The 22059-nt window shown below is 68.7% G+C and carries 23 protein-coding genes; 4 read left to right on the top strand and 19 right to left on the bottom strand.

What is annotated here, in order from left to right; all coding sequences use genetic code 11:
• The first annotated feature begins 132 nt into the window (after nt 1–132).
• Nucleotides 133–1283, top strand: a protein-coding gene (locus IEY36_RS08640; RefSeq protein WP_373290315.1) for an IS3 family transposase whose coding sequence is annotated in 2 segments (ribosomal slippage) — nt 133–385 and nt 385–1283 — 1152 coding nt in all. Because the reading frame shifts where the segments join, the coding sequence is not laid out codon by codon here.
• 122 nt (nt 1284–1405) lie between these two features.
• Here the strand turns inward: IEY36_RS08640 and IEY36_RS08645 are convergent.
• The 15 genes from IEY36_RS08645 to IEY36_RS08715 all read right to left on the bottom strand — a co-directional run bounded on the left by IEY36_RS08645 (nt 1406) and on the right by IEY36_RS08715 (nt 14655).
• Nucleotides 1406–2074: a recombinase family protein gene (locus IEY36_RS08645; protein WP_188966657.1), complete on the bottom strand. Its 669-nt coding sequence runs from the start codon at nt 2072–2074 to the stop codon at nt 1406–1408.
• A 119-nt stretch (nt 2075–2193) separates the two neighbouring features.
• Nucleotides 2194–3990 (bottom strand): hypothetical protein, encoded by a 1797-nt coding sequence (locus IEY36_RS08650; RefSeq protein WP_188966658.1) that lies wholly within the window; start codon nt 3988–3990, stop codon nt 2194–2196.
• Between the two features lie 98 nt (nt 3991–4088).
• Nucleotides 4089–4850, bottom strand: a complete 762-nt coding sequence (locus tag IEY36_RS08655; protein WP_188966659.1) for a hypothetical protein — start codon at nt 4848–4850, stop codon at nt 4089–4091.
• The gene (locus tag IEY36_RS08660) at nt 4847–5170 is read right to left on the bottom strand and encodes a helix-turn-helix domain-containing protein (RefSeq protein ID WP_188966660.1); all 324 of its coding nucleotides are present in this window, start codon (nt 5168–5170) and stop codon (nt 4847–4849) included. The genes IEY36_RS08655 and IEY36_RS08660 overlap by 4 nt, the downstream gene beginning before the upstream one ends.
• Nucleotides 5171–5278: 108 nt before the next feature.
• Complete coding sequence (locus IEY36_RS08665; protein ID WP_188966661.1) at nt 5279–5935, bottom strand: hypothetical protein; 657 nt, start codon at nt 5933–5935, stop codon at nt 5279–5281.
• On the bottom strand, nt 5932–7233 hold the full coding sequence (locus IEY36_RS08670; protein ID WP_188966662.1) for a tyrosine-type recombinase/integrase: 1302 nt from the start codon (nt 7231–7233) through the stop codon (nt 5932–5934). Before IEY36_RS08670 ends, IEY36_RS08665 begins: the two co-directional genes overlap by 4 nt.
• A gap of 604 nt (nt 7234–7837) precedes the next feature.
• On the bottom strand, nt 7838–8296 hold the full coding sequence (locus IEY36_RS08675) for an SRPBCC family protein (RefSeq protein WP_188966663.1): 459 nt from the start codon (nt 8294–8296) through the stop codon (nt 7838–7840).
• Nucleotides 8296–8718 (bottom strand): VOC family protein, encoded by a 423-nt coding sequence (locus IEY36_RS08680; RefSeq protein ID WP_188966664.1) that lies wholly within the window; start codon nt 8716–8718, stop codon nt 8296–8298. The genes IEY36_RS08675 and IEY36_RS08680 overlap by 1 nt, the downstream gene beginning before the upstream one ends.
• Before the next feature lie 26 nt (nt 8719–8744).
• Nucleotides 8745–9098: a DUF1428 domain-containing protein gene (locus IEY36_RS08685; RefSeq protein ID WP_188966665.1), complete on the bottom strand. Its 354-nt coding sequence runs from the start codon at nt 9096–9098 to the stop codon at nt 8745–8747.
• Nucleotides 9099–9121: 23 nt separating this feature from the next.
• Nucleotides 9122–9595, bottom strand: a complete 474-nt coding sequence (locus IEY36_RS08690; RefSeq protein ID WP_188966666.1) for a VOC family protein — start codon at nt 9593–9595, stop codon at nt 9122–9124.
• Complete coding sequence (locus IEY36_RS08695; RefSeq protein WP_188966667.1) at nt 9592–10224, bottom strand: TetR/AcrR family transcriptional regulator; 633 nt, start codon at nt 10222–10224, stop codon at nt 9592–9594. The genes IEY36_RS08690 and IEY36_RS08695 overlap by 4 nt, the downstream gene beginning before the upstream one ends.
• 98 nt (nt 10225–10322) lie before the next feature.
• Complete coding sequence (locus tag IEY36_RS08700; protein WP_188966668.1) at nt 10323–11456, bottom strand: acyl-CoA dehydrogenase family protein; 1134 nt, start codon at nt 11454–11456, stop codon at nt 10323–10325.
• A 348-nt stretch (nt 11457–11804) separates the two neighbouring features.
• Nucleotides 11805–12815, bottom strand: a complete 1011-nt coding sequence (locus tag IEY36_RS08705) for a C-terminal binding protein (RefSeq protein ID WP_229681216.1) — start codon at nt 12813–12815, stop codon at nt 11805–11807.
• A gap of 82 nt (nt 12816–12897) precedes the next feature.
• Nucleotides 12898–14235 carry a ferredoxin reductase family protein gene (locus IEY36_RS08710; protein ID WP_229681217.1) on the bottom strand — a complete coding sequence of 446 codons (1338 nt, stop codon included), beginning with the start codon at nt 14233–14235 and terminating at the stop codon, nt 12898–12900.
• A 93-nt stretch (nt 14236–14328) separates the two neighbouring features.
• Nucleotides 14329–14655, bottom strand: a complete 327-nt coding sequence (locus tag IEY36_RS08715; protein WP_188966669.1) for a hypothetical protein — start codon at nt 14653–14655, stop codon at nt 14329–14331.
• A gap of 126 nt (nt 14656–14781) precedes the next feature.
• On the opposite strand from IEY36_RS08715, the gene IEY36_RS08720 reads away from it, so the two are divergent.
• Genes IEY36_RS08720 through IEY36_RS08730 form a run of 3 tightly spaced genes read left to right on the top strand, consistent with a single transcriptional unit; the run spans nt 14782 to nt 17920 of the window.
• Nucleotides 14782–15237, top strand: coding sequence for a MarR family winged helix-turn-helix transcriptional regulator (locus IEY36_RS08720; RefSeq protein ID WP_188966670.1), 456 nt, complete (start codon nt 14782–14784; stop codon nt 15235–15237).
• 12 nt (nt 15238–15249) lie between these two features.
• Nucleotides 15250–16356 carry an HlyD family secretion protein gene (locus IEY36_RS08725; protein ID WP_188966671.1) on the top strand — a complete coding sequence of 369 codons (1107 nt, stop codon included), beginning with the start codon at nt 15250–15252 and terminating at the stop codon, nt 16354–16356.
• 13 nt (nt 16357–16369) lie between these two features.
• The gene (locus IEY36_RS08730) at nt 16370–17920 is read left to right on the top strand and encodes a DHA2 family efflux MFS transporter permease subunit (protein ID WP_188966672.1); all 1551 of its coding nucleotides are present in this window, start codon (nt 16370–16372) and stop codon (nt 17918–17920) included.
• 538 nt (nt 17921–18458) lie between these two features.
• Here IEY36_RS08730 and IEY36_RS08735 read toward each other — a convergent pair.
• The 4 genes from IEY36_RS08735 to IEY36_RS08750 all read right to left on the bottom strand — a co-directional run bounded on the left by IEY36_RS08735 (nt 18459) and on the right by IEY36_RS08750 (nt 22057).
• Nucleotides 18459–18620, bottom strand: a complete 162-nt coding sequence (locus tag IEY36_RS08735) for a hypothetical protein (protein ID WP_188966673.1) — start codon at nt 18618–18620, stop codon at nt 18459–18461.
• A 79-nt stretch (nt 18621–18699) separates the two neighbouring features.
• Nucleotides 18700–19479 carry a c-type cytochrome gene (locus tag IEY36_RS08740; protein ID WP_188966674.1) on the bottom strand — a complete coding sequence of 260 codons (780 nt, stop codon included), beginning with the start codon at nt 19477–19479 and terminating at the stop codon, nt 18700–18702.
• Nucleotides 19460–20740, bottom strand: a complete 1281-nt coding sequence (gene soxC, locus IEY36_RS08745; RefSeq protein ID WP_188966675.1) for a sulfite dehydrogenase — start codon at nt 20738–20740, stop codon at nt 19460–19462. Before soxC ends, IEY36_RS08740 begins: the two co-directional genes overlap by 20 nt.
• Nucleotides 20741–20770: 30 nt before the next feature.
• On the bottom strand, nt 20771–22057 hold the full coding sequence (locus tag IEY36_RS08750) for an NAD(P)/FAD-dependent oxidoreductase (RefSeq protein WP_188966676.1): 1287 nt from the start codon (nt 22055–22057) through the stop codon (nt 20771–20773).
• Between the last annotated feature and the right edge of the window lie 2 nt (nt 22058–22059).

Genomic DNA, 22059 nt, shown 5'->3' on the forward strand with positions numbered 1-22059 from the left:
ATCCGTCTGCCCCCGCGAATCGTCCACGGACACAGCGAATCACAGCCGATTCAATCGACTCAACTTCTTTCCGGATGGGCTCTAAAATGGAGCCATGTTTCGGTAGAGTCCGTTTCGCAAGGGGACGGACGAATGAAGCGCAGCAGGTTCAGCGATGAGCAGATCATCGGGATCTTGAAGGAACAGGAAGCTGGGGCGGCGACGGCGGAAGTTTGCCGTCGGCACGGGGTCAGCGGGGCGACCTTCTACAAATGGAAGGCCAAGTTTGGTGGCCTTGAGGTGACCGAGGCCAAGCGGCTTCGGACGCTGGAGGAGGAGAACGCCAGGCTCAAGAAGCTGCTGGCGGAAGCGATGCTCGACATCGCGGTGCTGAAGGACATCTCGACAAAAAAATGGTGACGCCCGGCGCGAAGCGATGTGCGGTCGCTCATGCCCGGGACTGCCACGGGCTGAGCGAGCGTCGGGCGTGTGATCTGATCGGCATTGCGCGGCGCGTGGCGCGGTATCAGCCGAGCCGGCCGGACGATGCCGGCCTGCGGCAGCGGCTGCGAGAGTTGGCTGCCGAGCGGCGGCGGTTCGGCTATCGGCGTCTGGGTTATCTGCTGGCGCGGGAGGGCCTGTCGCCGAACCACAAGAAGCTGCTGAGGATCTACCGCGAGGAGGGGCTGAAGGTGCGCCGCCGCGGCGGCCGGAAACGGGCGCTGGGGACCAGGGCGCCGATGATGTTGCCGCAGGGTCCGAACCAGCGCTGGTCACTGGACTTCGTCTCCGACGCGTTTGGCTGTGGCCGACGGTTCCGCATCCTGTGTGTGGTGGACGACTTCACGCGCGAATGCCTGGCACTGGTGGCCGATACGTCGCTGTCGGGTGCCAGGGTGGCGCGCGAACTCGACGCGATCGCGGCGATCCGCGGCAAGCCCCTGGCGGTGGTCAGTGATAACGGTACGGAGCTGACATCGACGTCGATCCTGCGCTGGTCGCAGGAACGGCAGGTGGAATGGCACTACATCGCCCCGGGCAAGCCGACCCAGAACGCGTTCGTCGAGAGCTTCAACGGCCGCCTGCGGGATGAATGTCTCAACGAGACGCTATTCACCTCGATGGCCCAGGCTCGAGCGGTGTTGGCCGCCTGGCGGCACGACTACAACACCGTCCGGCCTCATTCGAAACTTGGCGGGCTCACCCCCGCCGAGATTGCCGGCCAACGGGGTTGGGGGCATGCCCCCAACCCCGTTGCCATCACCTCAACCATCAGCCATCAACGCAGAGGACTCTCCGTCTGACTGGATACATTCGGGGGGCACGTCACTTACACTTGAGCTGCATCTCACCACAAAAGCCAAGACGGCACTCTACGAGGCGGTTGTACCCAACTTCCAGTCGGTATGAAAAATCGGAGAGACGGTCAGTTTACGCCCTTCGTGACGCGAGCGATGGTGTCAAGTGCGAGCCGCGCGCCGTGCTGTGCTTCGATCTTCGCCCGTATGTCGCGTAGGCTGGCGCCCTCGGCCCGCATCGTCCGCGCCGCGACGATCACCTGCTGTTGTGCCGCGATGGACACCAGCATGCCGTCAGGCCCGACGCGATAGCCATAGGGCACCTTGCCGCCGGCGTATGAGCCCTGCGCGTCGAGGTACTGGCGCACCGACTTCGTGCGACGCCCGACGGCTGCGCGCTCCTCCTCTGCGAACGCCGCGAGGATCGTCAACAGCATCTTGGCGTGTCCGTTGAACACCACGTCGCCGCCTTCGAAGAGGTTCAGGAAACGCAGGCTGATGCCGCGCTGCTTGAAGTCGTGAATGGTGTTCAGCGCGTCGCGCGTATCGCGGAACATGCGGTCGAGCGCAGCGGCTATCACCACGTCGCCCTTCCGCAGCGCTGCGAGCAGTGCGGCCCCCTCCGGGCGCTGAGCGACGGGCGTGCCGCCGGAAACGCCGGCATCGACAAACACGCGCACCGCGTCGTCGCCGAGGGTCATCGCCTTGCCGGTGATCATGCGCGCCTGCGCGTCGAGGCTGTGTCCCTCGGCCGTCTGCTCTTCAGTGCTGACCCGTGCATAGCCGTAGATCGCCATCCCGTCGGGCCTCCGCGCCCGCCGAATGGAGATAGAATTGTCGACTTCCGAACGCAAGCCGACACTCTGAGCAAGCCGACACTCGCCATGCCGCCCGGCGGCGACACGCGTTTGCGGACTCAGCCGCGGCCGGCAGAGGTCGTCGCTTCGCCATGAGGTACCTCGTCGGAGGCTCGATCGGCCTCCACATCGATCACACGGGTCGCGCGCCCCTCGGCGTCCGCCTCTGCAAAGAGGCGGGCGTCGCGCACGGTGTCAGCGGCGGCTTCAGCCGCTGTAGCAGCTTGCCGCGCCTCAATAGCGGCGCTGGCGGCAATAACCGCGGCGCCAGCGACGGCGGCGGGATTGCCGTCGCAGAGGGCCTTAAGCGCTTCCAGATGCATCGCGCGCAGATCACCGCCAGGGGTGTCGCTCGCGGCCGGCACGCGGCCATAGCCGCGTTCGGTGAGAAATTGCGCCGCTGCCAGGCTCACACCCGAAATGTCGAGCGGACCTGCGCCGGCGTTGACGATGACGATGCCGGCATCCGCGACCATGTAACCTTCAATCCGCACATCGGGCCGGGCGCAGAACACCAGCCGACCGTGCAACCAAGGTGCCAGATCAATCAGCGTGCGCGGCGCATGGCCAATGATCTCGCCCGTTTCGCGCGAGCGGCGCGGCGAATTGAAGAACAGGCCCTCCGTCACCATGCGGACCTGCACGGCGCCACGGAGCGTCTCGACCAAGCCTGGATCCGATACTCGAATCCATGCGTGGGTGCGGTGCCCCGGCTGACCACCCACCTGCACGACGCGGCTGGATGACCCGCGCAGCTCGATGCGCTCACATGTCGAAATGCCCGGTACGAGCCGTTCCATCAGAGCGAGCCGGGCGCTGATGTCGAGTCCGCGCCATTCATCGGGCATGCCTTCCGGATCGTCGGCATCGAGCAGCAACCAACAAGTGGGCTCGATGCCGCGCTTCAAGCGCGCCGCAACGCGCGTGCCGTCGGCCGTCTGCACGCCACCCGGCGCTTGCTGCCCGACTGCCATGCCGAGCATCGCGGCCAGATCGCGTTCCGTTACCACTTTGAATGGCCGTCCATCCGCGCCATGGAAGGCACCGGTGCAGACCGCAAGGGCGTTCGCTTCCGTGACCACGGCAAGCAGCGCCGCCATAGTCTGCTCGTCGGGCACGGCGCAGGGGTATCCAATACCAGTCGTGACATGGGCGGCGACGGTCTTCGCGATCTGACCCGCGTTGTCGAGCCGATAGGTCTTGCCGACGAAGCTGGGGTCGCAGCTTCGTATCACCGTCAGGTCGCCATCGCCGACGGTGTGGAAAGGCCGCAGCTGTCCACGCAGCCCCTGAGGGGCTTCTGCGGCTGCTGCCTCACCGTTCGGCTCGGCTGGTGTGTTGACGGCCTGGGCGCCTTCCTGTTTGGCCTGCGCTAGCTCCGCTGCCGGTTGCGGCGTGACCGTCTGCCCAATGCCAAGCAGCGCCGCGATGCCCGCCGCATCCATCGCCTGCGTGACCAGCCCGCCCGGTGGATCGCGCAGGGGCAGAAAGCCCGTCGCTATCAGCCGCCTGTCGCAGCACGTCGTTAGGTCCGCCACGGCGGCTTGCTCGGTGTCGAAGTAGGCCACGAGCAGCAACGGCGCGTCATCGGGCCAGCGGCGCGTATGCGGGCCAGGAAATACGTCGGGTGACCGCACGATGGCCGCGAGGCGCCAGCCGTGTCCGGCATCGTCTCCAAGTGCGAGCCCGGTGCCGCGATAGCCGATGCCGCCCACCCTGTGCGCGTCGGCTTCGGCCTGTGCGCGGTGCACGAGGCGCGTGCCGACGATCTGCACCGCATGGTCACGCGACCCAAAGACGCCGCACCAGACCGGCGCCACGTCAAGGGCGATGGCGCCCGGAAACGTGCTGTCCATTAGGGCCTCCCTGCGTGTTGGGCCGCGTGGAGCCCGGATTGTTCGAGCAGCAATCAATCGGGCCGGCGGGCGGGGCATTTGAGCCCCGCCCGTCATCGTCATCTGACGGGAGCCCGGCCGTACGCGCGGGCCATTGCGATGAGCGGTTCGTCGATGCGGCACGCCGCCTGCCGCGCCACTTCGCCTTCGAATGCGCCAGGATCGGCGACGGCGGCGTCGATACGCGCGGCCTGCTCATCCGTGATAAAGCAGCGGATGGCTTCCTCGGAAAATTCGCCATGGTCCAGCGTCCCCAAGAGCAGACCGATGGGCAGGCGGAGCCGCAATCCCGGCCTGATCTGCCGGACGATAACGGCGGCGACGCACGCGCCGCGTTCGGCACCCTCGATGTCCTGCGCCAGGAGATTACGGGCGCCGGCTGAGCTTGGAACAATGCCGGCCGCGCCATCGGCTGCCATCTGCTGCAACTCGCCGGGCCATGCGCGGCGGAGGCGCAGGCTGCGGCCGGGGTTGTCACGAAACCACAACAGGTCGTCGTCGAGCCAAGCGCCGCGCGGCAGGTCGAAGCCGCCGCCGGGCGCTTTGTGCATGTCCGCGCAGATGCCGATGACCTTCCACAGGAGCGGCTGCGGCACGGCAAGACAACACTGGCCGCAGATGCCACAAGACTGCCCGGCAGGGTCGAGGGCCAGCAGGTACGGCGCGCTGAAGTCCTTGGCGCCGCAGAAGGCGCAGCCGTGCCGTTCGTAATGGGCAATGGCCGGCTGCATCCGCCGTTGAGCCGAACGCTGCCGGCGGCGTTCCTCAGCAGCTCGAGCGCGGCGCTCCCGGCGCGAACCTTGGCTCGGATCGGCGCTCATGCCGCCGTCTTCCGGCCAGCACGGCGGCCGGCCTTCGCGGTCACGGCATCGGCCATACCGCAGCCGGCCCGGTAGCGCGGCAGGGCCGCAACGTAGCGGCGCAGGGATTCGACGATGACGATCGTGCGCCGGCCCGCCTGCGCCGCTTCGATTTCGCCGCGCGCCAAGGCTTCGTAAAGGGTCGAGCGGCCGATGCCGACGATCCTGCACGCTTCGGAGATGGAGACAGCAAGCGTCTCGGGTGACCCGTCGATGAAGTCGGCGTAGAGCGCTACGCGCGGCAGCGTCGAGGGGTCGGGTGCTTTGGGTGATGCAGGCATATCGGGTGCCTCCGGGTTGATGGAGGCTCACCAGAAAGCCCACGGCCGGGTCGGACGCCACAACGCCGTTTGCGGAGTCGTCAGGACATCGCAATAATTTTCTGCCGCCTATCCAGGTGGCTTCATTCGCACGATGGCCCGAAACTGCGTCAGTTTGGGCAACGCGCATTCCAGATCGACATCGGACGGCTCGTCCTCCCTGCTGGAGAATGCCGGCCACCATTCGGGCCATCGCGCCTTTAGGGCTTGCCACGCGGCGGCCATCCGGTCCTTGTCCGAAGCACCGGCAGGAAGGGCCGAACACGCCTCGCGCATGATCGCGTCGCGCGCGCTATGCTTCGCGTGCGCCTTCTTCGCGTTCGCATCCGAGCCTGCCTTGCGCCCCTGCTCCATCGCAAAGCGACCCATCACCGCAATCTTACGGATTTCATCGACCACGCTGCGGAAGTCACCGCGCAGTTCATCGGGCATCAGAAATTCGGCCGGTGCGAGGCGACCATGCTTCGCGAGCAATTCGATTCCAGCGAAAGCCTCTGTGATGTGTTCGCCGTCGAGCCAGTCCGCGACAGGGCTGCCGGTTTCCTGATGCGCCTTCGCCAAGTCGCTCAGAACGAACAGCGCATATGCCTGTGCGAGCAGCGGAGTGCGGTCTGCCGGCGGCAGGGCAGCGATTCGCCTACGCGTCGTCTCCTTCATCACTGCAACCACGGGCGCGAGCGCCAATTCTGCGTCGTGGGCCGCTTCGTCCTCCGTGCTCAATGTCATTGCGCAGCGGCCTTGTGCATCGGCAACACGGCGCCGGCGGGACGCGTGCAGTAGGTGGCCCATTCGGCCATGAGGGTGGCGCGCTTTGTCAGCAGATCGCCGCGCGCATACGCAGCCTCGGCCTTGTCCTTGAGGCCATGCGCCAGCGCCTGCTCGATCACCTCGCGCGGATGGTGCGTCGCCTCGCCCGCCCAATCGCGGAAGGTGCTGCGGAAGCCGTGCGCCGTCACCGTCTCGCCGGCGGCGTCGGTCCAGGGCTTCTTCGTGCCGGGACGCTTCATCTTCCGCAACATCATGGTTATCGCCATCGACGACAGGCCACCGCCGCTTCCCCGCCCGGCGAAGACGCGCGCATCCCCTTCGCCATCGCCGGCGGCGCGGGCCTCCGCCAGCACCGCCAACGCAGCATCGCTGAGCGGAACGCGATGCTCGCGGCCCGCCTTCATACGCGCCGCCGGGATCGTCCAGAGGCGCTGCACCGTGTCGATCTCGGCCCAGGTCGCACCGAGCACCTCGCCGGATCGGGCCGCCGTCAGGATGGCGAAGCGCAGCGCCAGCGCCGCGGCACCGCCGCGTGCTGCCAGCGCGCCCCAGAACGCCGGCAGGTCGCGCCAGTCGAGCGCGGCGTGATGCTCAACCGCCTGCACCTTGGCCTTCTTCGGCAGCAGCAGGGCCAGGTGGCCCTTCCACCGGGCCGGATTTTCGCCCGACCGCCAGCCGCGCACCTTCGCCGAATCCAGCACGGCCTCGATGCGACCGCGCACGCGCGAGGCCGTCTCGGGCTTCGTCGTCCAGATCGGGTTAAGCGCCGCACGGACGTGATCGGTGTCGATCCGGTCGACCGGTACGTCGCCGAAATGGGGATAGGCGTATGTTTCCAGCGTCGCCGCCCACTGAGCCGCGTGCTTCTCGTTCCGCCATCCAGCCTGCTGGCTCTCGATGTGCTGCTGGGCGGCTTCGCGGAAGGACGGCATGCGCGCGGCCAGAGCCGCCGCAGCGGCCTCACGGGCGCGCTGCTCGCGCAGGGTGAGAGGGTCGGCACCGCCGCGGACCAGCAGCAGTGCCTCTTCGGCCTTCCGGCGCGCCGCGGCCAGCGTCACGTCGCCGACGGCACCGAGGCCCATTATCCTGGAGCGCCCGTTGATCTGATAACGGAAGGACCACGAGGCCCGCCCGCCCTCGCCGGGCTTCGGCGCCTCGATACGCAGGTAGAGGCCGGGGGCGACACGATGGCGCCCCTCGCACTGGCCGCGCAACGCCGCCTCGACTTCCTTCGTCGTCCACGCCTTCGGCGCCATGGCGAAAGCCCCCGGTTCGCGTCCAACAGGGGCACAGTCTATGCGCCGGTTATGGGCACGTCCAGGGATGTCTGCGCATGGGCGCAGAAACGAAAAAGCCCCGGAATTCCTGGGCTTTGGCGGGATGTCTGCGGTGTATGAAAAGAGGGCACTGGCGGAGAGGGTGGGATTCGAACCAACGGTACGACGTCCAGCCCAGATCAGCCCGTCAGCAGCAAATCAAGATGCTTGCGTGTCCCCGATTTGAACCTACGGCAGCAGAGCTGAGGGCGGGACCGGGTCCCCGCTCGCTATGGATCCAGGCGAGTTCGGTATAAGTGGGTATGGGCCTCCAAACCACCCCACCAAAGGCCTAAGGGCCTCTGGACACCTTGAATCGGCGCTGGGCCCGACGGCGTTGCCGACATGAAGAAGTCGCGCGGGGCAGCGTGTCCGGGAGGCTTTATGGCACCGGGCGAGGTGAACCTCACGCACGCGCGAAATCTCCGCCCTGCCCAGCGCCACGTGTGAGGTTTCCAAAGGCCTTAAGCCTTTGGTGGGGGAGGTCCGGAGGGGGCAAAGCCCTCTCCGGTTCCGGTGCTCGGCCACGTCGTGCCGGCCCTCGTCACAGCGTCCGCGCCAGCGCGAGCAGCTGGTCCGTCGCCTTGCCCCAGCCGTCGTGGAAGCCCATCGCCTCGTGCCTGGCGCGGGCTTCCTCCGTCGCGTGCATGGCAAGGCCGCGATAACGCGTGCCGCCGGCGATCGGCTCGAAGGTGATGATGCCGGTCATGAAGCTGGCGGCGGCCGGCCGATAGCCGCCGGTCAGCGCGTCGGTCCAGACCAGCCGGCGTTCCGGCACGACCTCAAGGTAGCAGCCGACATTCGGCATCGCCTCGCCGTTCGGGCCGCGCATGACGCCGCGGAAATGACCACCGGGGCGCAGGTCGAGATCGACATCGCTGATTCGCCAGGGCACCGGACAGAACCACTGCTCCATGAGCTTCGGCTGCGTCCAGCAGGCCCAGAGCATGCCTGGTGCTACGTCGAGCTCGCGTTCGATGACCAGGTCGAGCGCGGGGTCCATCACGCGCCTTCCATCGGCACGGCGACCATCCACAGCAGGCCGAAGCGGTCCTGGACCATGCCGAAGGCGGGACTGAAGAAGGTCTTGCCGAGCGGCATGCGGACCTCGCCACCATCGGACAGGCCGGCGAAGTACATGGCGGCCTGCGCCGCGTCGCGCGCCGGCAGGGAGACGCCGAAGCCGGCGAATTTTGCGGCACCGGCGCAATGGCCGTCCGAGAGCATCAGGGTGGCGTCGCCGATGCGGATCTCGGCATGCATGATCTTCTTCTCGCTGCCGGGCGGCATCATGCCGGGCGGCGGCGGCTCGGGTGAGTCGCTGTTGCGCATCAGCATCACCGTCTCGGCGCCGAGGGCGGTCTTGTAGAAGCCGATGGCTTCCTCGGCGCTGCCTTCGAAGAACAGGTAGGGGGTGATCGGCATGGTGGTTGCTCCGTCGGTCGCGTTGTTCAGGCCTGCAGCAGGGTCGTGAAGCCGCCATAGATCATTCGCTTGCCGTCGAAGGGGACGTCGCCCGGCTCCATCTTCATGCGCGGGTCGGCCATGATCTTCTTCCAGCCCTCGTCACGGACTTCCTTCGATGGCCAGGTCATCCAGGAGAAGACGACCGTCTCATCCGCTTCGCATTTCACCGCCATGGGGAAGGAGGTGAGCTTGCCCTCGGGCACGTCGTCGCCCCAGCATTCGGTCATCGACAGGGCGCCGTGTTCCTTGAGCATCGGCGCCGTCTTCTCGGCATGGAGGCGATAGGCCTCCTTCTTCGCGTTCGGTACGGCGAGCACGAAGCCATCGACATAGGTCATGGGCGTTCTCCTTTGTGTGCGGTTCAGGATGCGTTGAACGCCGCTTCGAGCGCGGCGGCGTCGATCTTCACCATCTGCATCAGCGCGGCGATGACGCGGCCGCGTTGCGCTTCGTTGCCGGCTTTCATCAGGCGCGGCAGCGCCTCGGGCACCAGCTGCCAGGCGACGCCGTAGCGGTCCTTCAGCCAGCCACAGGCCTGCGCCTGGCCACCGACCAGCAGCGCGTCCCACACCTGGTCCAGCTCGGCCTGGTTGTCGCAGAGGGCGGAGAGCGAGACCGCGTTGGTGAAGGCCTCGCCCGGATTGCCGTTCATCGCCAGCATCGGCGTGCCGTTCAGCGCGAATTCCACCAGCAGCACGCCGCCGGCCGGGCCGGGGCCGCCGGGCGGGATGCGGATGATCTCGCCCAGCGCGGCGCCGGGGATGGTGGCGCAGTAGAAGCGCGCGGCTTCCTCGGCTTGGGTGGCGAACCAGAGGCTTGTCGCTATCTGCGTCATGCGGCGTTTCCTTGGTGTTCCTGGGGGGCGGTGAGGAGCAGTTCGACGTAGCGGCGCAGGTGCCGCAGGCTGTCGACCGCGAGGTCCGGCCCGCCATCCGCCTTGGCGAGGACGAAGGCGCCCTGGATGACCGCCATGGCATGCAGGGCCAGGCTCTCCGCCGTGAAGCCCGTGATGCCGCGCGCCTGCATCGTCGCTGCGATTTCGTCGCACAGTGGTGCGGCATGGATCGTGATGCCGTCCTGGCAAGCCGCGCGGATGGCCGGATGGGTGGCGAAGGTCTCCTGCACCATCATGCCGAGCAGGCAGGTGAAGTGCGGGATCGCCCCGCGGAAGATGGCGATGCGGAAATCGACATAGGCGAGGACGCGGTCGAGCGGGTCGGCATGGTCGCGCCAGCCGGAGCGCGCGAAGAGCGCTTCGAGCCAGGTACTGAAATGCACCGCGGCGGCGACGCCGAGGTCTTCCTTGCTGCGGAAGTGATGGAAGAAGGCGCCCTTGGTCACGCCGGCCGCCGCGCAGATGTCGTCCACCGTGGTGGCGGCATAGCCCTGCGTGCGCAGCAGGGTCATCGCCGCGTCGAGAAGGCGGGTCCGGGCATCGGGGCGTCGGGGTGGCGTTGCGTCCATGCGAGGTACATACCAACCAGTCGGTATGCTGGCCAAGCCCGCCAGTGGCCACCTCGCGCTCTTGTGCGAGACGTCCGCGATTCAGGGTTTCGCGGCGGTCAGCCCAGCAGGCCGCGCGCCACCACCATGCGTTGGATGTCCGAGGTGCCGTCGAGGATGCGCAGCAGCCGCACGTCGCGGTACAGGCGCTCGACGGCGCTGCCGACCATGTAGCCCTCGCCGCCATGGACCTGCAGCACGCGGTCGGCGACGCGGCCCAGCGCCTCGGTGGCGAACAGCTTGGCGGCGGCGGCATCGGCCGGGCGCAACGTGCCGTCGTCTCGCGCACGGGCGAGTTCCAGTGCCATGCAGCGCGCCGCCAGCGCCTCGGCCACGCAATCGGCGAGCAGGGCGGCGATGACGGGTTGTTCGGCGAGCGGCTTGCCGAATTGGCGGCGCGCCAGCGCGTGGCGGCGGCCTTCGTCGATCAGCCGTTCCATCAGCCCGGCCGAGAGCGCGGCGAGATGCAGCCGCACCTTGTCGAGCCCGGCCAGCGCGAGCTTCAGCCCGTCGCCCTCGGCGCCGACCAGCGCGTCCGCGGGCACGGCGACGTCCTCGAAGACGATGTCGGCGACCTGCGCGCCGCGCATGCCCATCTTCTGTTGCGTCGGCTGCACCGATACGCCAGGCGTGTTGGGGTCGATGGCGAAGGCGGAGATGCCGCGCGCGCCGGCGCCGCCCGTGCGCGCCATCACCATCAGCATGCCGGCTTCCGGCGCATTGGTGACCCAGCGCTTGCGGCCGGTGAGGCGCCAGCCGTCGCCATCGCGACGCGCGGTGGTTTGCAGCGCGGCAGCATCCGAGCCGGCCTCGGCTTCCGACAGGCAGAAACAGGCGATCAGGTCGCCGCGCGCCAGGCCCGGCAGCCAGCGCGCCCTCTGCGCCTCGGTCCCCGCCCGCAGCAGGATCTGCGCCGCGCCCCCACTGTTGAGCGCATAGACGGCGCGATAGGCCGGCGCGGTACGACCAAGGACGAGCATCAGCCCGGCCTCTTCCTCCATGGTCAGGCCGAGGCCGCCTTGCGCCTCGGGGATGGAGAGGCCGAACAACCCGTGGGCGCGTAGCGCGGCGCGCGCGGCGTCGGGCATGCGGTCCTCGGCGTCCATCTGCGCCTCGGCCGGGACCAGGATGTCCTCCACCAGGGCGCGGGCGGCGGTGAGGCGGGCGGCCTGGGCCGTGGCATCGCGGATCATGGCGTCATCTCCTTGTCGCGGCGCGGGACCGAGAGGGGCCTTGCCCCTCTCGGGCTCACCCCACCAAAGGCCTAAGGGCCTTTGGAAACCGATACTGGGCGTTGGGCAGAACGGGCTTGCTCAGCGGCGCGACGCCCGCTTTGCCCGGTGCCAGAATCATGTTGGACACCTTGTCCAATACGGCATTGCCATTCGGCGACCACCGCGGCGCCCAGCACCAACTCAAGGTGTCCAGAGGCCCTTAGGCCTTTGGTGGGGTGAGGTCCGGAGAGGGGCAAAGCCCTTCTCCGGTCCCAACCGTCGCGGCAATCTCCAACCTGCAACGGAAGAGCGACGCTTGGTGCGTCGTCAATCGCTCTCGGGCGGGATGACGTTGGTGTTCAACCCGTCGACCAGCACGTCGCGCATGGTCTCCGCCCCCTTCAGACGGATGTCGTCCCAGGCCTCGGGGCTGTGGAAGGCGATGTGCGGGCAGATGATCAGCCGGCCGGTCAGCCATTCCTCCTTGTCGCGATAGGCGCGCAGCAGGGACGGGATGGGCTCGACCGGCGGTTCGACCGGGATGACGTCGAGGCCGGCGGCGGCGACATGGCCGTCGCGCAGCACCTTCTCCAGTGCCTCGATATCGAGGATCGGCCCGCGTGCCGTGTTGATCACCACGGCGTTCTTCGGCAGCAGGCGCAACTCACGCTCGCCGACCAGGCCGCGCGTGTGGCGCGTCAGCGGGCAATGGATGGACAGCACGTCGGCCTGGGCCAGCATCTCGTCCATCGTGCGGCAGCGCGTCACGCCGATGGCGCGGTCCGCCCCGTTCGGCAGCGCCGGGTCGTAGAACACCACGCGGTAGCCGAGCGCCTTGGCGCGCAGCGCGGCGGCCGTGCCGATGCGCCCGAGGCCGAGGATGCCGAAGGTCTGCACCTCCTGCCGGCGCACCGCCGGGTGGCGCAGCACCGCCCACGGCGCCGGGTTCGGGCCGCGTTGGGTGTCGTGGTACAGCGTCAGGCCGCGGCGCAGCGCGAGCGCCATCAGGATGGCGAATTCGGCGACTTCTTGCGTGCCGTAGTCGGGCACGTTGCAGACCTTGATGCCGCGGGCGGCGGCCGCGACGCGATCGACGCGGTCATAGCCGACGCCCATGCGCACGATGACCTTGAGCTTCGGGAAGCGCGCGATCTGGTCGGCCGGCACCGCCATGCGCAGCGTCATCAGCCCTTCGGCCTGCTGGCAGATCTCGTCGGGCAATTCAGCGAGGGAGGTCTTGCACGGCCCCTGCAGGATGCGCACCGACGGGCCCATGACCCGCTGTTCAAGCGCGGTGTCCGGATAGAGCCCCTCAGGCTCGACAACAGTCAGCGTCACGCGGTTTCCCCCAATTCTTGCCGGTATCGGGACAGGATGCGGGTGCCCCGCCGCCGGTGCAACCCACCCGGCCGGAAGGTGCTCAGCGCATCGCGAACAACTCCTGATGAAAGCGCGCCGGCGGCAGGTGGTGTGCGGCGAAATCCCGCCGCATCGCATGGCCGAAGCCGGCCGGCCCGCAGAACCACACGCTCGCCTCCTGCCAGCCTGGCACTTCGGCGCGGATACGCTCGCCGTTGAGCCGACCGTCGCGCTGGTCATGCAGCACATGCAGATGCACCCCGGCGCGGGCGGCGTCGGCGGTGAGTTTCGCGATCGCCTCGGCGCTGTAGTCGGCGGTCGGGTGGAAGAGATGGATTTCCTGCGGCGGGCGCGGCGGTTCCAGGGCGATCTGCTTCATGCGGGCGATGAAGGGCGTGATGCCGATGCCGGCGCCGATCCAGATCTGGCGTGGGCGGTCATCGTCGAAGGTGAAGCAGCCATAGGGGCCTTCGACCATCACCGCCTGTCCGACGGTCAGCCGGTCGGGCAGGGTGCTGGTGTGGTCGCCCAGCGCCTTGGTGATGAAGGTGAGGCAGCGCTCCGCCGGATGCCAGGCGGAAGCGATCGTGTAGGGGTGCGCGCCTTCCGACCTGTCCGAGGTGACGAAGGCGAACTGGCCTGCCCGGTGGCCAGGCCAGCCTTCCGGCACCGAGACCTCGCCCTCAAGCACCCTGAGTTCGGGATAGTAGGTGAGGGAGGCGATCCGGCCGCGCACCTGCCGGCCCGCGCCGACCCGGCGCAGCAGCACGACCACCGCCCCGCCCGTGCCGCCTGCCATCAGCACCGCCATGACGACGCCGAGGGGCGTTGCCCAATAGGCGAAGCTGGTGAGCACGACGGCATGGAAGACGAGCACCAGATAGACCGCGGCGAGCCAGCGATGCGTCTTGAAGAAAAAGCCGTAGGGGATGCGCGTGATGAGCGCCACGGCGATCAGCACGACGGCGGCATAGAAGGCCCATTCGCCGATACCCTCCGCCGTGCCGCGCAGGCCGAGAAGGGTCTGCTCGATGTCGCTGCCCGGCGCGGGGCGCGGTCCGCGCGCGGGACGCGCGAGCCAGCCGAAGCCGACCGCCCATTTCGGCCCCTGTGACCACAGCCAATGGACCACGGACAGCACCAGCCCGCCGATGCCGAGCCATTTGTGCAGCCGGTACATTTTGTCGAGGCCATCGAACCACCGCTCGGGCCAGCGCGGGCGGATCGCGAGGATCATCGCCACGCTCATGCACCCCATCGCCAGGATGCCGGTGACCTGCACCATCCCGGCGCGGAAGGGAAACAGGCCGACCGGTGCCAGGGCGGCAGGGTCCGCCGCGATCCACAACAGCAGGAGCAGCCCGAGCAGGCCCCAGAACGCACGCGCTATCCGTACCACCTGCCACCCGCTCCCGGTCGCGATTCGACGCGATGATAGGGGCGGGTGGACGCGGCGGCGTTGACCTCGCGCAAGCCAGCGGGCGTGCGCCGGTCAGGCCGGGGCGGCGACCCGCCCGGCGATCGCCAGGCAGCTTGTCGATCCGAGCTGGCAGACGGCGATATAGGTCTCGCGCCGCCCGCAGCCGCTGACGCCGATCACGTATTCCGCACGTTCCAGGCCGCGCCAGGCGATCGGCTGGAGAATCTGGCTCGACAGCACGGTGGCGGTGGCGGCGGGACAGTTCAACTCGAAGCGGGCGCGTTGCAACGCGGCCTGGGTGGCGACGGATTGTTCGTCGGCGAGGATCTGCTGCTGGGTCTCGCAGCCGGTGAGGGCGAGCAGGAGGACGGCGGCGGGCAGGAGAAGGGTTCGGCGCATCGAGCGCTCCTTGCGCATGTTAATTGCGAATGATCCGCAATTGCGAATTTTCGCACAAGCATGTTTCTGCATTCCGGCCAGAAGGCGTTGCGGCTGATTATAAGCAGGCTTATTATATCGCGTGTCATGACAGCCGCCCTCGACCGTGACCTGCTCTTCCTGCTCTCCGATGTCGGCCGCTTGGTGCGCATCCAGGCCGATCGTCGCGCCCGCGAGGACGGCATGACCCGCGCCCAATGGGTCATCCTCGCCCGGCTCGAACGCATGGGCGGGCTGAGCCAGAAGGAACTCGCCGACGCGCTGGAGGTCGAGCCGATCTCGGTCGGCCGGCTGATCGACCGGCTGCAGGCGCGCGGCCTGGTGGAACGTCGGCCCGACCCGACCGACCGGCGCATCTGGCGGCTGCATCTGACGCCGGCGGCCGCCCCAATCCTGGAACGCATCGCCGCCTATCGCGCCGAACTCCATGACCGGATCACCCGGGGTCTCGACCACGAGGCGGTGGTCCATGTCGTCGAAGCGTTGCTGGGGATGAAATCACAGCTGCTGACGGATGAGAGCGTGCCCGACGAGGCCGCCTGAGGAACGCGTGTCATGCCTGATGGTCCGCTGACCGAAACCCCGCGCGTGGTGGATCGCGCGACCGCCGCCGTGCCGCCGCGCGACCCGGCGGTGGCGAAGCGGCGGCTGCGCCGGGGGCTGATGGCGCTCGGCATCGTCGCCGCGATCGGTGCCGCCGGCTGGGGCTGGCTGTCGGGTGGCCGCTACGTCTCCTCCGACAACGCCTATGTGCATGCCGCGATGCTGATGGTCTCGACCGACGTCGCCGGCATCGTGCGTGAGGTGCCCGTGCGTGAAGGCCAGGCGGTGCGTCAGGGCGACGTGCTGTACCGTCTCGACCCCGCACCCTTCCAGAACGCCGTGGACGGCGCGCAGGCGCGGCTGCGCCAGGCGGTGCTGACGGTCGAGGCGCTGCGCGAGGACCTCACGCGCATGCAGCGCGACACCGCGGCGGAGGAAGCCGCCGTGGATCTCGCCAGCGCGCAGTTCGACCGCGCGCAGAGCCTGGTCGGCACCAGCGCCGTCTCGCGCGCCAGCTACGACGATGCGCGCTTCCGGCTGTTGCAGGCGCAGCAGCGCCTGGCCAGCCTGCGCCAGCAGGCGGTGGTGCAGCTGGCGCGGCTCGGCGGCGATGCCTCCCTGCCGCCGGAACACCACCCCGAGGTGCAGCAGGCCCAGGCGGCGCTCGACGAGGCGCGCCGGCAGCTCGCCAACAGCGTGGTGCGCGCGCCCTTCGACGGCATCGTCACGCGGGTCGAGGCGGTGCAGCCGGGCCAGTACATGGAAGCGGCGGTGCCGGCGCTCGGCCTGGTGGGCTCGGAGCGCGTCTGGGTCGAGGTCAGCCCGAAGGAGACCGACCTCACCTATGTCCGGCCCGGCAATCCGGTGACCTTTACGGTGGATGCCTATCCGGGGCGGGTGTGGCGCGGCACGGTGGCCTCGATCAGCCCGGCGACGAGCGCGCAGTTCTCGGTGCTGCCGGCGCAGAACACCAGCGGCAACTGGGTGAAGGTGGTGCAGCGCGTGCCGGTGCGCGTGCACGTCACGCCCGAGGAAGGCGCGCCGCCGCTGCGGGCGGGGATGAGCGTGGTGGCCAGCATCGACACCGGCCATCGCCGGACCCTGTCGGACCTGTTCTGAGGGAGCGCGGGCAATGTCCGCCAGCACCGCATCCGCCGGCGGGGTCGTGCCGAACCGGTCCCTGATTACCGTCTGCGCCATGGCGGCGACGTTGATGCAGGCGCTGGACGGCACCATCGCCAATGTCGCGCTGCCCTACATGCAGGGCGGGTTGTCGGCGACGGCGGACCAGGTGACGTGGGTGCTGACGTCGTACATCGTCGCCGCGGCGATCCTGACCTCGCCGGTCGGCGCGCTCGCCGCGCGATACGGGCGCAAGCGGATCTTCCTGATCTCGGTGGGTGGCTTCACCGCCGCCTCGGTGCTGTGCGGGGCGGCGCAGTCGCTTGAGCAGATGGTGGTGTTCCGGCTGCTGCAGGGCGCCTTTGGCGCGGCGCTGGTGCCGCTGTCGCAATCGACGATGCTCGACATCTACCCGCCGGCGCAGCGGGGTTCGGCGATGGCGGTGTGGGGCATGGGCGTGATGCTCGGGCCGATCCTGGGGCCGACGCTCGGCGGCTACCTCACCGAGACCTACAACTGGCGCTGGGTGTTCTATGTGAACCTGCCGGTCGGGCTGTTCGCCTTCGCCGGGCTGTGGGTGTTCCTGGAGGACGACCGGCCGGGGCATGGGCGCAGCTTCGACTGGTTCGGCTTCACCGCGCTCAGCGTCGGCATCGGCGCCTTGCAGCTGATGCTCGACCGCGGGCAGCGGGAGGATTGGTTCACCTCGACCGAGATCATCATCGAGGCCGGCGTCGCCCTGCTCGGGCTGTGGCTGTTCCTGGTGCATCTGCTGACCGCCGAGCATCCCTTCATCCCGCCGCGCATCTTCAAGGACCGCAACTTCCTCTCGGGCTTCTTCATGATGTTCGTGGTGGGGGTGATCCTGTTCTCGACCTCGGCGCTGCTCGCGCCGTATCTGCAGACGTTGGGCGGGTATCCGGTGTTCGATGCGGGGCTGGTGATGGCGCCGCGCGGGGCGGGCACCATGGCGGCGATGATGGTCGCCGGGCGCCTGGCCAGCCGGGTCGATCCACGCAAGCTCATGATGTTCGGCGTCGGTGTGATCGCCTGGTCGCTGTGGGACATGACCGCCTGGACGCCTGACCTCGACACGCATCACCTGATGTTCACCACGGCGATGCAGGGTTTCGGGCTCGGCTTCGTCTTCATCCCGCTGCAGCTCATCGCCTTCGCGACGCTGGCGCCGGAACTGCGCACCGACGGCACGGGGCTGACCAGCCTGGTGCGCAACATCGGCAGCGCCATCGGCATCTCGGCGACGGTCGCGGTGCTGGAACACGACACGCAGGTGCTGCATGCCGAGATTTCCTCGCTGGTCACGCCGCTGAACCGCATGATGCAGATGTCCGGCGTGTCGCGGTTGTGGGACCCGAACACACCGGCCGGCGCGGCGCTGTTGAATGCCGAGGTCACGCGTCAGGCGCAGATCATGGCCTATGCCAATGACTTCCATCTATTGATGCTGTTGTGCATCCCGACCGCCCTGCTGGTGCTGATGATGCGGCGGCCGGCGTCGAGCCGCCCCGCGCCGGCCGAGGCGCATGCGGCGATGGATTGAGCGGGCGAAGCAAGAGCGGGGGAGGGAACTCCCCCTATATCCTCGTTATCCGAACCCGAGGACAACGCTTCGACGAGACGTCCAATGGCGGCGTTGTGCCCGTTTGGAAACGCCCTGCCGGCCTTGAGCATGGTCGTGAGATGCCCGACGAGCTCGATGTCCGGCGGATCCTCCGGTCCTTGGCCGGGATTGATCACGACCTTGTCGATCAGTGCGCGAGCCGCTTCCACCGCCACAGGCTCGGCCTTGCCGAAGGCTGCGACCCTAAGCCTGCATGTCCCTGGAGGTGAAAACGCGGCGCACTGGGTTCTTCACGAGCGCTTGCCTGTACCCCCGGGCGGCCTTGGGCATCGAACGTCAGCGGTGCCCTTTGTGTGTCCGCCGTCGAGTGCTTTGAGACAGCGGACGCCGGCGACCTGCCTGCCGCGATGCGCCTACGGGATCGCGGGGACGCATTCGCGCCTGCGAGGCACCGTCTCGAAGCTGACGTGTCGGCCGTTGACGATGCAGCCGGCCGGCGGCGGCTCGAACTGCATCATCATGTGCCGGGCATCGCCATCACGCTTTCCCGCCGGCGCCGCGGCGTCGTGAGCAGTACGACCGACCCCGGCTCGAGCAACTGGTACGCGCGGGAGAGGGTGCCCGCGCCGAGCAGGATCCTCTCCCGCACGGCGGAGCGGAACAGCACCTGCTCGGCCAACCTGTCTGGCTCCCGTCAGCCATCCGCAGCTCGCCCCCGGGCGTCATGAGCCCTGCCGCATGTCGGTCCTGCGCTGCTGCTATTGCGGTTCGGACGTGCCGGAGTCCGAACCTGGCTGCGCGAATTGCCGGCTGTCCATCGTTACGCCGACGGGCCGGCCCTGGCGGCAATTCATCATGCAGGCGGCGTTCGGCGTGTCCGGCCGCGCTTCGAGCACGAAGCCGTCGCGGTTGGGCATCTGCACGCGCGCGAGGCTGTCACGGTCCATCACATCCTCCTCGCCCACGATCTCGTTGATGAACAGGACATAGGCCGTCAGCGCGTAATACTCGTCATTCGTCAGGCTCTGCGGCGCTGGGTAGGGCATGGCGCGGCGGATGTAGTCGAACACCCCCGGCGCATGCTGCCAGAACGAGCCGACGGTGCGGCGTGGCTGGTCCGAACGCAGGCTGTCGCGCCCGCCCATCAGGGCTGGCCAGCGGTCGAGTCCCTCGCCGAAATCGCCGTGGCAGGCGGCGCAGTGGGTGATGAACAACTCCTCCCCCTGCTTTGCCGTGCCGCCGCCGGGCGGCAGGTTGTGGCCGTCGCCACGCACCGCGATGTCCCAGCCGGCGATCTCGGCCGAGGTCGCGCCGCGACCGATCCCCGGAATGGGCGCGGGCAGGGCGCCGGTCGCGATCGCGGGGGCCGGCCAGGGGACGTCGGCGCGCGTGCGCTCGCCAGGCGGTGCCGCGAAGGGGCGGTAGGTCGCCATGACGTCGGCCGGTGCGGGCTGCGGCGCCTGCTGCGCCGCTGCGAAGCCGGCGAGGGCGAGCAGCGGCACGCCGATGGTCAGGGCCTTACGCATCGATCTGGACATTGACCACCGTTCCTTCGCGATCGACCAACCACGTCTGGATACTGTTCTTGTGGTAGATGCTCTCGCTGCCGCGGACGTTGCGCAGTTCGGCGATGGTGGGCTGCACGCGCCCGGTCTCGTCCATCGCGCGGCTCTGCAGGTAGGCCGTCTGGCCCTCGCGCCATTCCCACGGGATGCGAAAGCGCGTCAGCGCCTTGGGCAGCACGGGGTCCTGCAATGTCGCGCTGCGCCAGGTGTCGCCGCCATCGGCCGAGACATCGACGCGCATGACGCGCCCGGCGCCCGACCAGGCGAGGCCGGAGATCTCCACGAAGCCCGGACGCCCCCGGAGAGGCTTCTCCGGGCAGGGATAGGTGATGACCGAGTTCACCTCGTTGACGAAGGTGAATTGGCGCGACAGGCCGTCCGGCATCAGGTCGGTGTAGGTGCGCGTTTCCCAGCGCGTGAACCAGGGGCGGTCGCCGACCTCAATCCGGCGCAGCCATTTGATCCACATGTTGCCCTCATAGCCGGGCAGCACCAGGCGCACGGGATAGCCCTGCTGCGGCCGCACCGCCTCGCCATTCTGGCCGAAGGCGACGATGGCGTCGTCGAGCGCCTTGGCGAGCGGGATGGAGCGCGCGAGGTGCGCGGCATCGGATGCCTCGGCGAGCAGCCAGGAGGCACCGCTGCGCAGCCCGGCCTGGGCGAGCAGCACCTTGAGCGGCACGCCGGTCCATTCCGAGCAGGACAGCATCCCGTGGGTGAACTGCACGCCGGACATCTGCGCGCCGCGCCATTCCATGCCGCCATTCGCCGGGCATTCGACGAAGTGGATGCGGGAGACGGTGGGCAGCCGCTTCAGGTCCTCGAGCGTGAAGACGAGCGGTCGCTCCACCATGCCGTGGATCATCAGCCGGTAGTCGGCCGGGTCGACGTCCGGCACGCCGCCGTGGTGCCGTTCGAAATGCAGTCCCGACGGCGTGATGATGCCCTGCATCTCCGCGAGCGGGGTGAAAGAGACGGAGGAGATCCGGTCGGGCGTCAGCCAGGGCACGTAACGGCGCACCGCCGTCTCGTGGCGGCTGCGCGTGCCATAGGGTTCCTCGATGACGCCCGGGCCGAGCGCGCGGCTCCATTCCGGCAGGTTCGGCGGCAGGTTCTCGGCATTGCCCTGGGCCTCGGCGACGCCCCCGGCGAGCCCCGCGGCGGCGCCGGCACCGGCCGCCACGCGCAACAAGCCGCGGCGGGACGGCCTCTGCGTGTCCACTCTCGTCGTCATGAGTCCTCCCTCGGAACGGCAGCGCGAGGGCTAGCCGAACATCTCGTTGGTGATGCTTGCGTACCAGCCATCGGCGTAGAGTGCCTCGAGCTGCCGGTGCTGCTGGCGGCGCTCGGGCGTCATGGTCGCATTGCGCGGGCTGATCCCACCCGAGCCTTCGACCTCGACCAGCGAGGTCGGGCCGGGCCGGTACACGCCGACGATCGAGATGCCGTAGTCCGGCCCGACGTGGCTGTAGCAGGTGTTGAACAGGGTCGCGGGCGGCGGCGCGCGCCCGGCCAGTGAGGCCGCGATGCAGGCGATGGCATGCTTGGCGTGCGAGGATGCGGCGAAGCCCGATTTCGGCATCGGCGCCGCGATCGTCGCATCGCCCAGCACCCAGATGCCGTCGACCTGCGCGCTCTCGAAGGTCGCGGGCTTGACCGGGCACCAGCCGGACTGGTTGACGAGGCCGGCGTCGCGCGCGATCCGCGCGGCCATTTGCGGCGGGATGACGTTGACGACATCGCCCTTGAGCTTCTCGCCGAACTCGGTCTCCACCTCCATCGTCGCGGGATGGACGCGCATGACGCGGCCGTCGCTCGATGCGCCGCGCCACTCGACGATGCCCGGATAGAGCTCCTCCCAGGCATCCTGGAACAGCGGCTGCTTCGAGAAGCCGTTCTTGGCGTCGAGCGCGATCAGCTTGCTGCGCGGCTTGGCGCGCTTGAGGTATTCCGCGACCATGCTGATCCGCTCATAGGGGCCGGGCGGGCAGCGGAAGGGATTATCCGGGATCGCCATGACGAAGGTGCCGCCGTCCGGCATCTCCTCGAGCTGGCGACGGAGCAGCGTGATGGGCTGCAGGGACGGGCTCCATCCATGCGGCATGCGTGCGCTCGCCGCCTCGTCATAGCCCTCGATCGCGCCCCAGCGCAGGTCGATGCCCGGCGACATCACGAGCCGGTCGTAGGGAACCTCCGTCCCGTCGGCGAGGCGCACGCGCTTCGCGGCGGGATCGACCGCCGTGACGCTCTGGTTCAGCACCCGCACGCCACGCGCGGCGAGGCGGTCGTAGCCGAACGTGATGCTCTCGATTGTGCGTCGGCCGGCGAGCACCAAATTGCCGTAAGGGCAGGTGGTGAAGGTCCGGCTGCGTTCGATCAGCGTGACATCCAGCGCCGGGAAGTGATCGCGGGCGAAGCGGGCGGCGGAAGCGCCGCCGAAGCCGCCGCCGATGATGACGACGCGGCCGGCGCCTGGCTGTGCCAGCGCAATGCGCGGCACGACGAGAGCCGCGGATGCAGCGGCAAGGAACGTGCGACGGGACAGCGTCATGT

The sequence above is a fragment of the Neoroseomonas lacus genome (genome assembly GCF_014644535.1).
Classification (GTDB): Bacteria; Pseudomonadota; Alphaproteobacteria; order Acetobacterales; family Acetobacteraceae; genus Neoroseomonas; species Neoroseomonas lacus.

What these genes read in the sequence shown, in the direction of transcription:
- IEY36_RS08685 (WP_188966665.1), bottom strand. Translation starts at nt 9,098, where the DNA reads ATGACCTATGTCGATGGCTTCGTGCTCGCCGTACCGAACGCGAAGAAG.
- IEY36_RS08650 (WP_188966658.1), bottom strand. Translation starts at nt 3,990, where the DNA reads ATGGACAGCACGTTTCCGGGCGCCATCGCCCTTGACGTGGCGCCGGTC.
- soxC (WP_188966675.1), bottom strand. Translation starts at nt 20,740, where the DNA reads ATGACGACGAGAGTGGACACGCAGAGGCCGTCCCGCCGCGGCTTGTTG.
- IEY36_RS08660 (WP_188966660.1), bottom strand. Translation starts at nt 5,170, where the DNA reads ATGCCTGCATCACCCAAAGCACCCGACCCCTCGACGCTGCCGCGCGTA.
- IEY36_RS08695 (WP_188966667.1), bottom strand. Translation starts at nt 10,224, where the DNA reads ATGGACGCAACGCCACCCCGACGCCCCGATGCCCGGACCCGCCTTCTC.
- IEY36_RS08665 (WP_188966661.1), bottom strand. Translation starts at nt 5,935, where the DNA reads ATGACATTGAGCACGGAGGACGAAGCGGCCCACGACGCAGAATTGGCG.
- IEY36_RS08675 (WP_188966663.1), bottom strand. Translation starts at nt 8,296, where the DNA reads ATGGACCCCGCGCTCGACCTGGTCATCGAACGCGAGCTCGACGTAGCA.
- IEY36_RS08730 (WP_188966672.1), top strand. Translation starts at nt 16,370, where the DNA reads ATGTCCGCCAGCACCGCATCCGCCGGCGGGGTCGTGCCGAACCGGTCC.
- IEY36_RS08700 (WP_188966668.1), bottom strand. Translation starts at nt 11,456, where the DNA reads ATGATCCGCGATGCCACGGCCCAGGCCGCCCGCCTCACCGCCGCCCGC.
- IEY36_RS08680 (WP_188966664.1), bottom strand. Translation starts at nt 8,718, where the DNA reads ATGCCGATCACCCCCTACCTGTTCTTCGAAGGCAGCGCCGAGGAAGCC.
- IEY36_RS08750 (WP_188966676.1), bottom strand. Translation starts at nt 22,057, where the DNA reads ATGACGCTGTCCCGTCGCACGTTCCTTGCCGCTGCATCCGCGGCTCTC.
- IEY36_RS08715 (WP_188966669.1), bottom strand. Translation starts at nt 14,655, where the DNA reads ATGCGCCGAACCCTTCTCCTGCCCGCCGCCGTCCTCCTGCTCGCCCTC.
- IEY36_RS08720 (WP_188966670.1), top strand. Translation starts at nt 14,782, where the DNA reads ATGACAGCCGCCCTCGACCGTGACCTGCTCTTCCTGCTCTCCGATGTC.
- IEY36_RS08670 (WP_188966662.1), bottom strand. Translation starts at nt 7,233, where the DNA reads ATGGCGCCGAAGGCGTGGACGACGAAGGAAGTCGAGGCGGCGTTGCGC.
- IEY36_RS08690 (WP_188966666.1), bottom strand. Translation starts at nt 9,595, where the DNA reads ATGACGCAGATAGCGACAAGCCTCTGGTTCGCCACCCAAGCCGAGGAA.
- IEY36_RS08740 (WP_188966674.1), bottom strand. Translation starts at nt 19,479, where the DNA reads ATGTCCAGATCGATGCGTAAGGCCCTGACCATCGGCGTGCCGCTGCTC.
- IEY36_RS08655 (WP_188966659.1), bottom strand. Translation starts at nt 4,850, where the DNA reads ATGAGCGCCGATCCGAGCCAAGGTTCGCGCCGGGAGCGCCGCGCTCGA.
- IEY36_RS08725 (WP_188966671.1), top strand. Translation starts at nt 15,250, where the DNA reads ATGCCTGATGGTCCGCTGACCGAAACCCCGCGCGTGGTGGATCGCGCG.
- IEY36_RS08645 (WP_188966657.1), bottom strand. Translation starts at nt 2,074, where the DNA reads ATGGCGATCTACGGCTATGCACGGGTCAGCACTGAAGAGCAGACGGCC.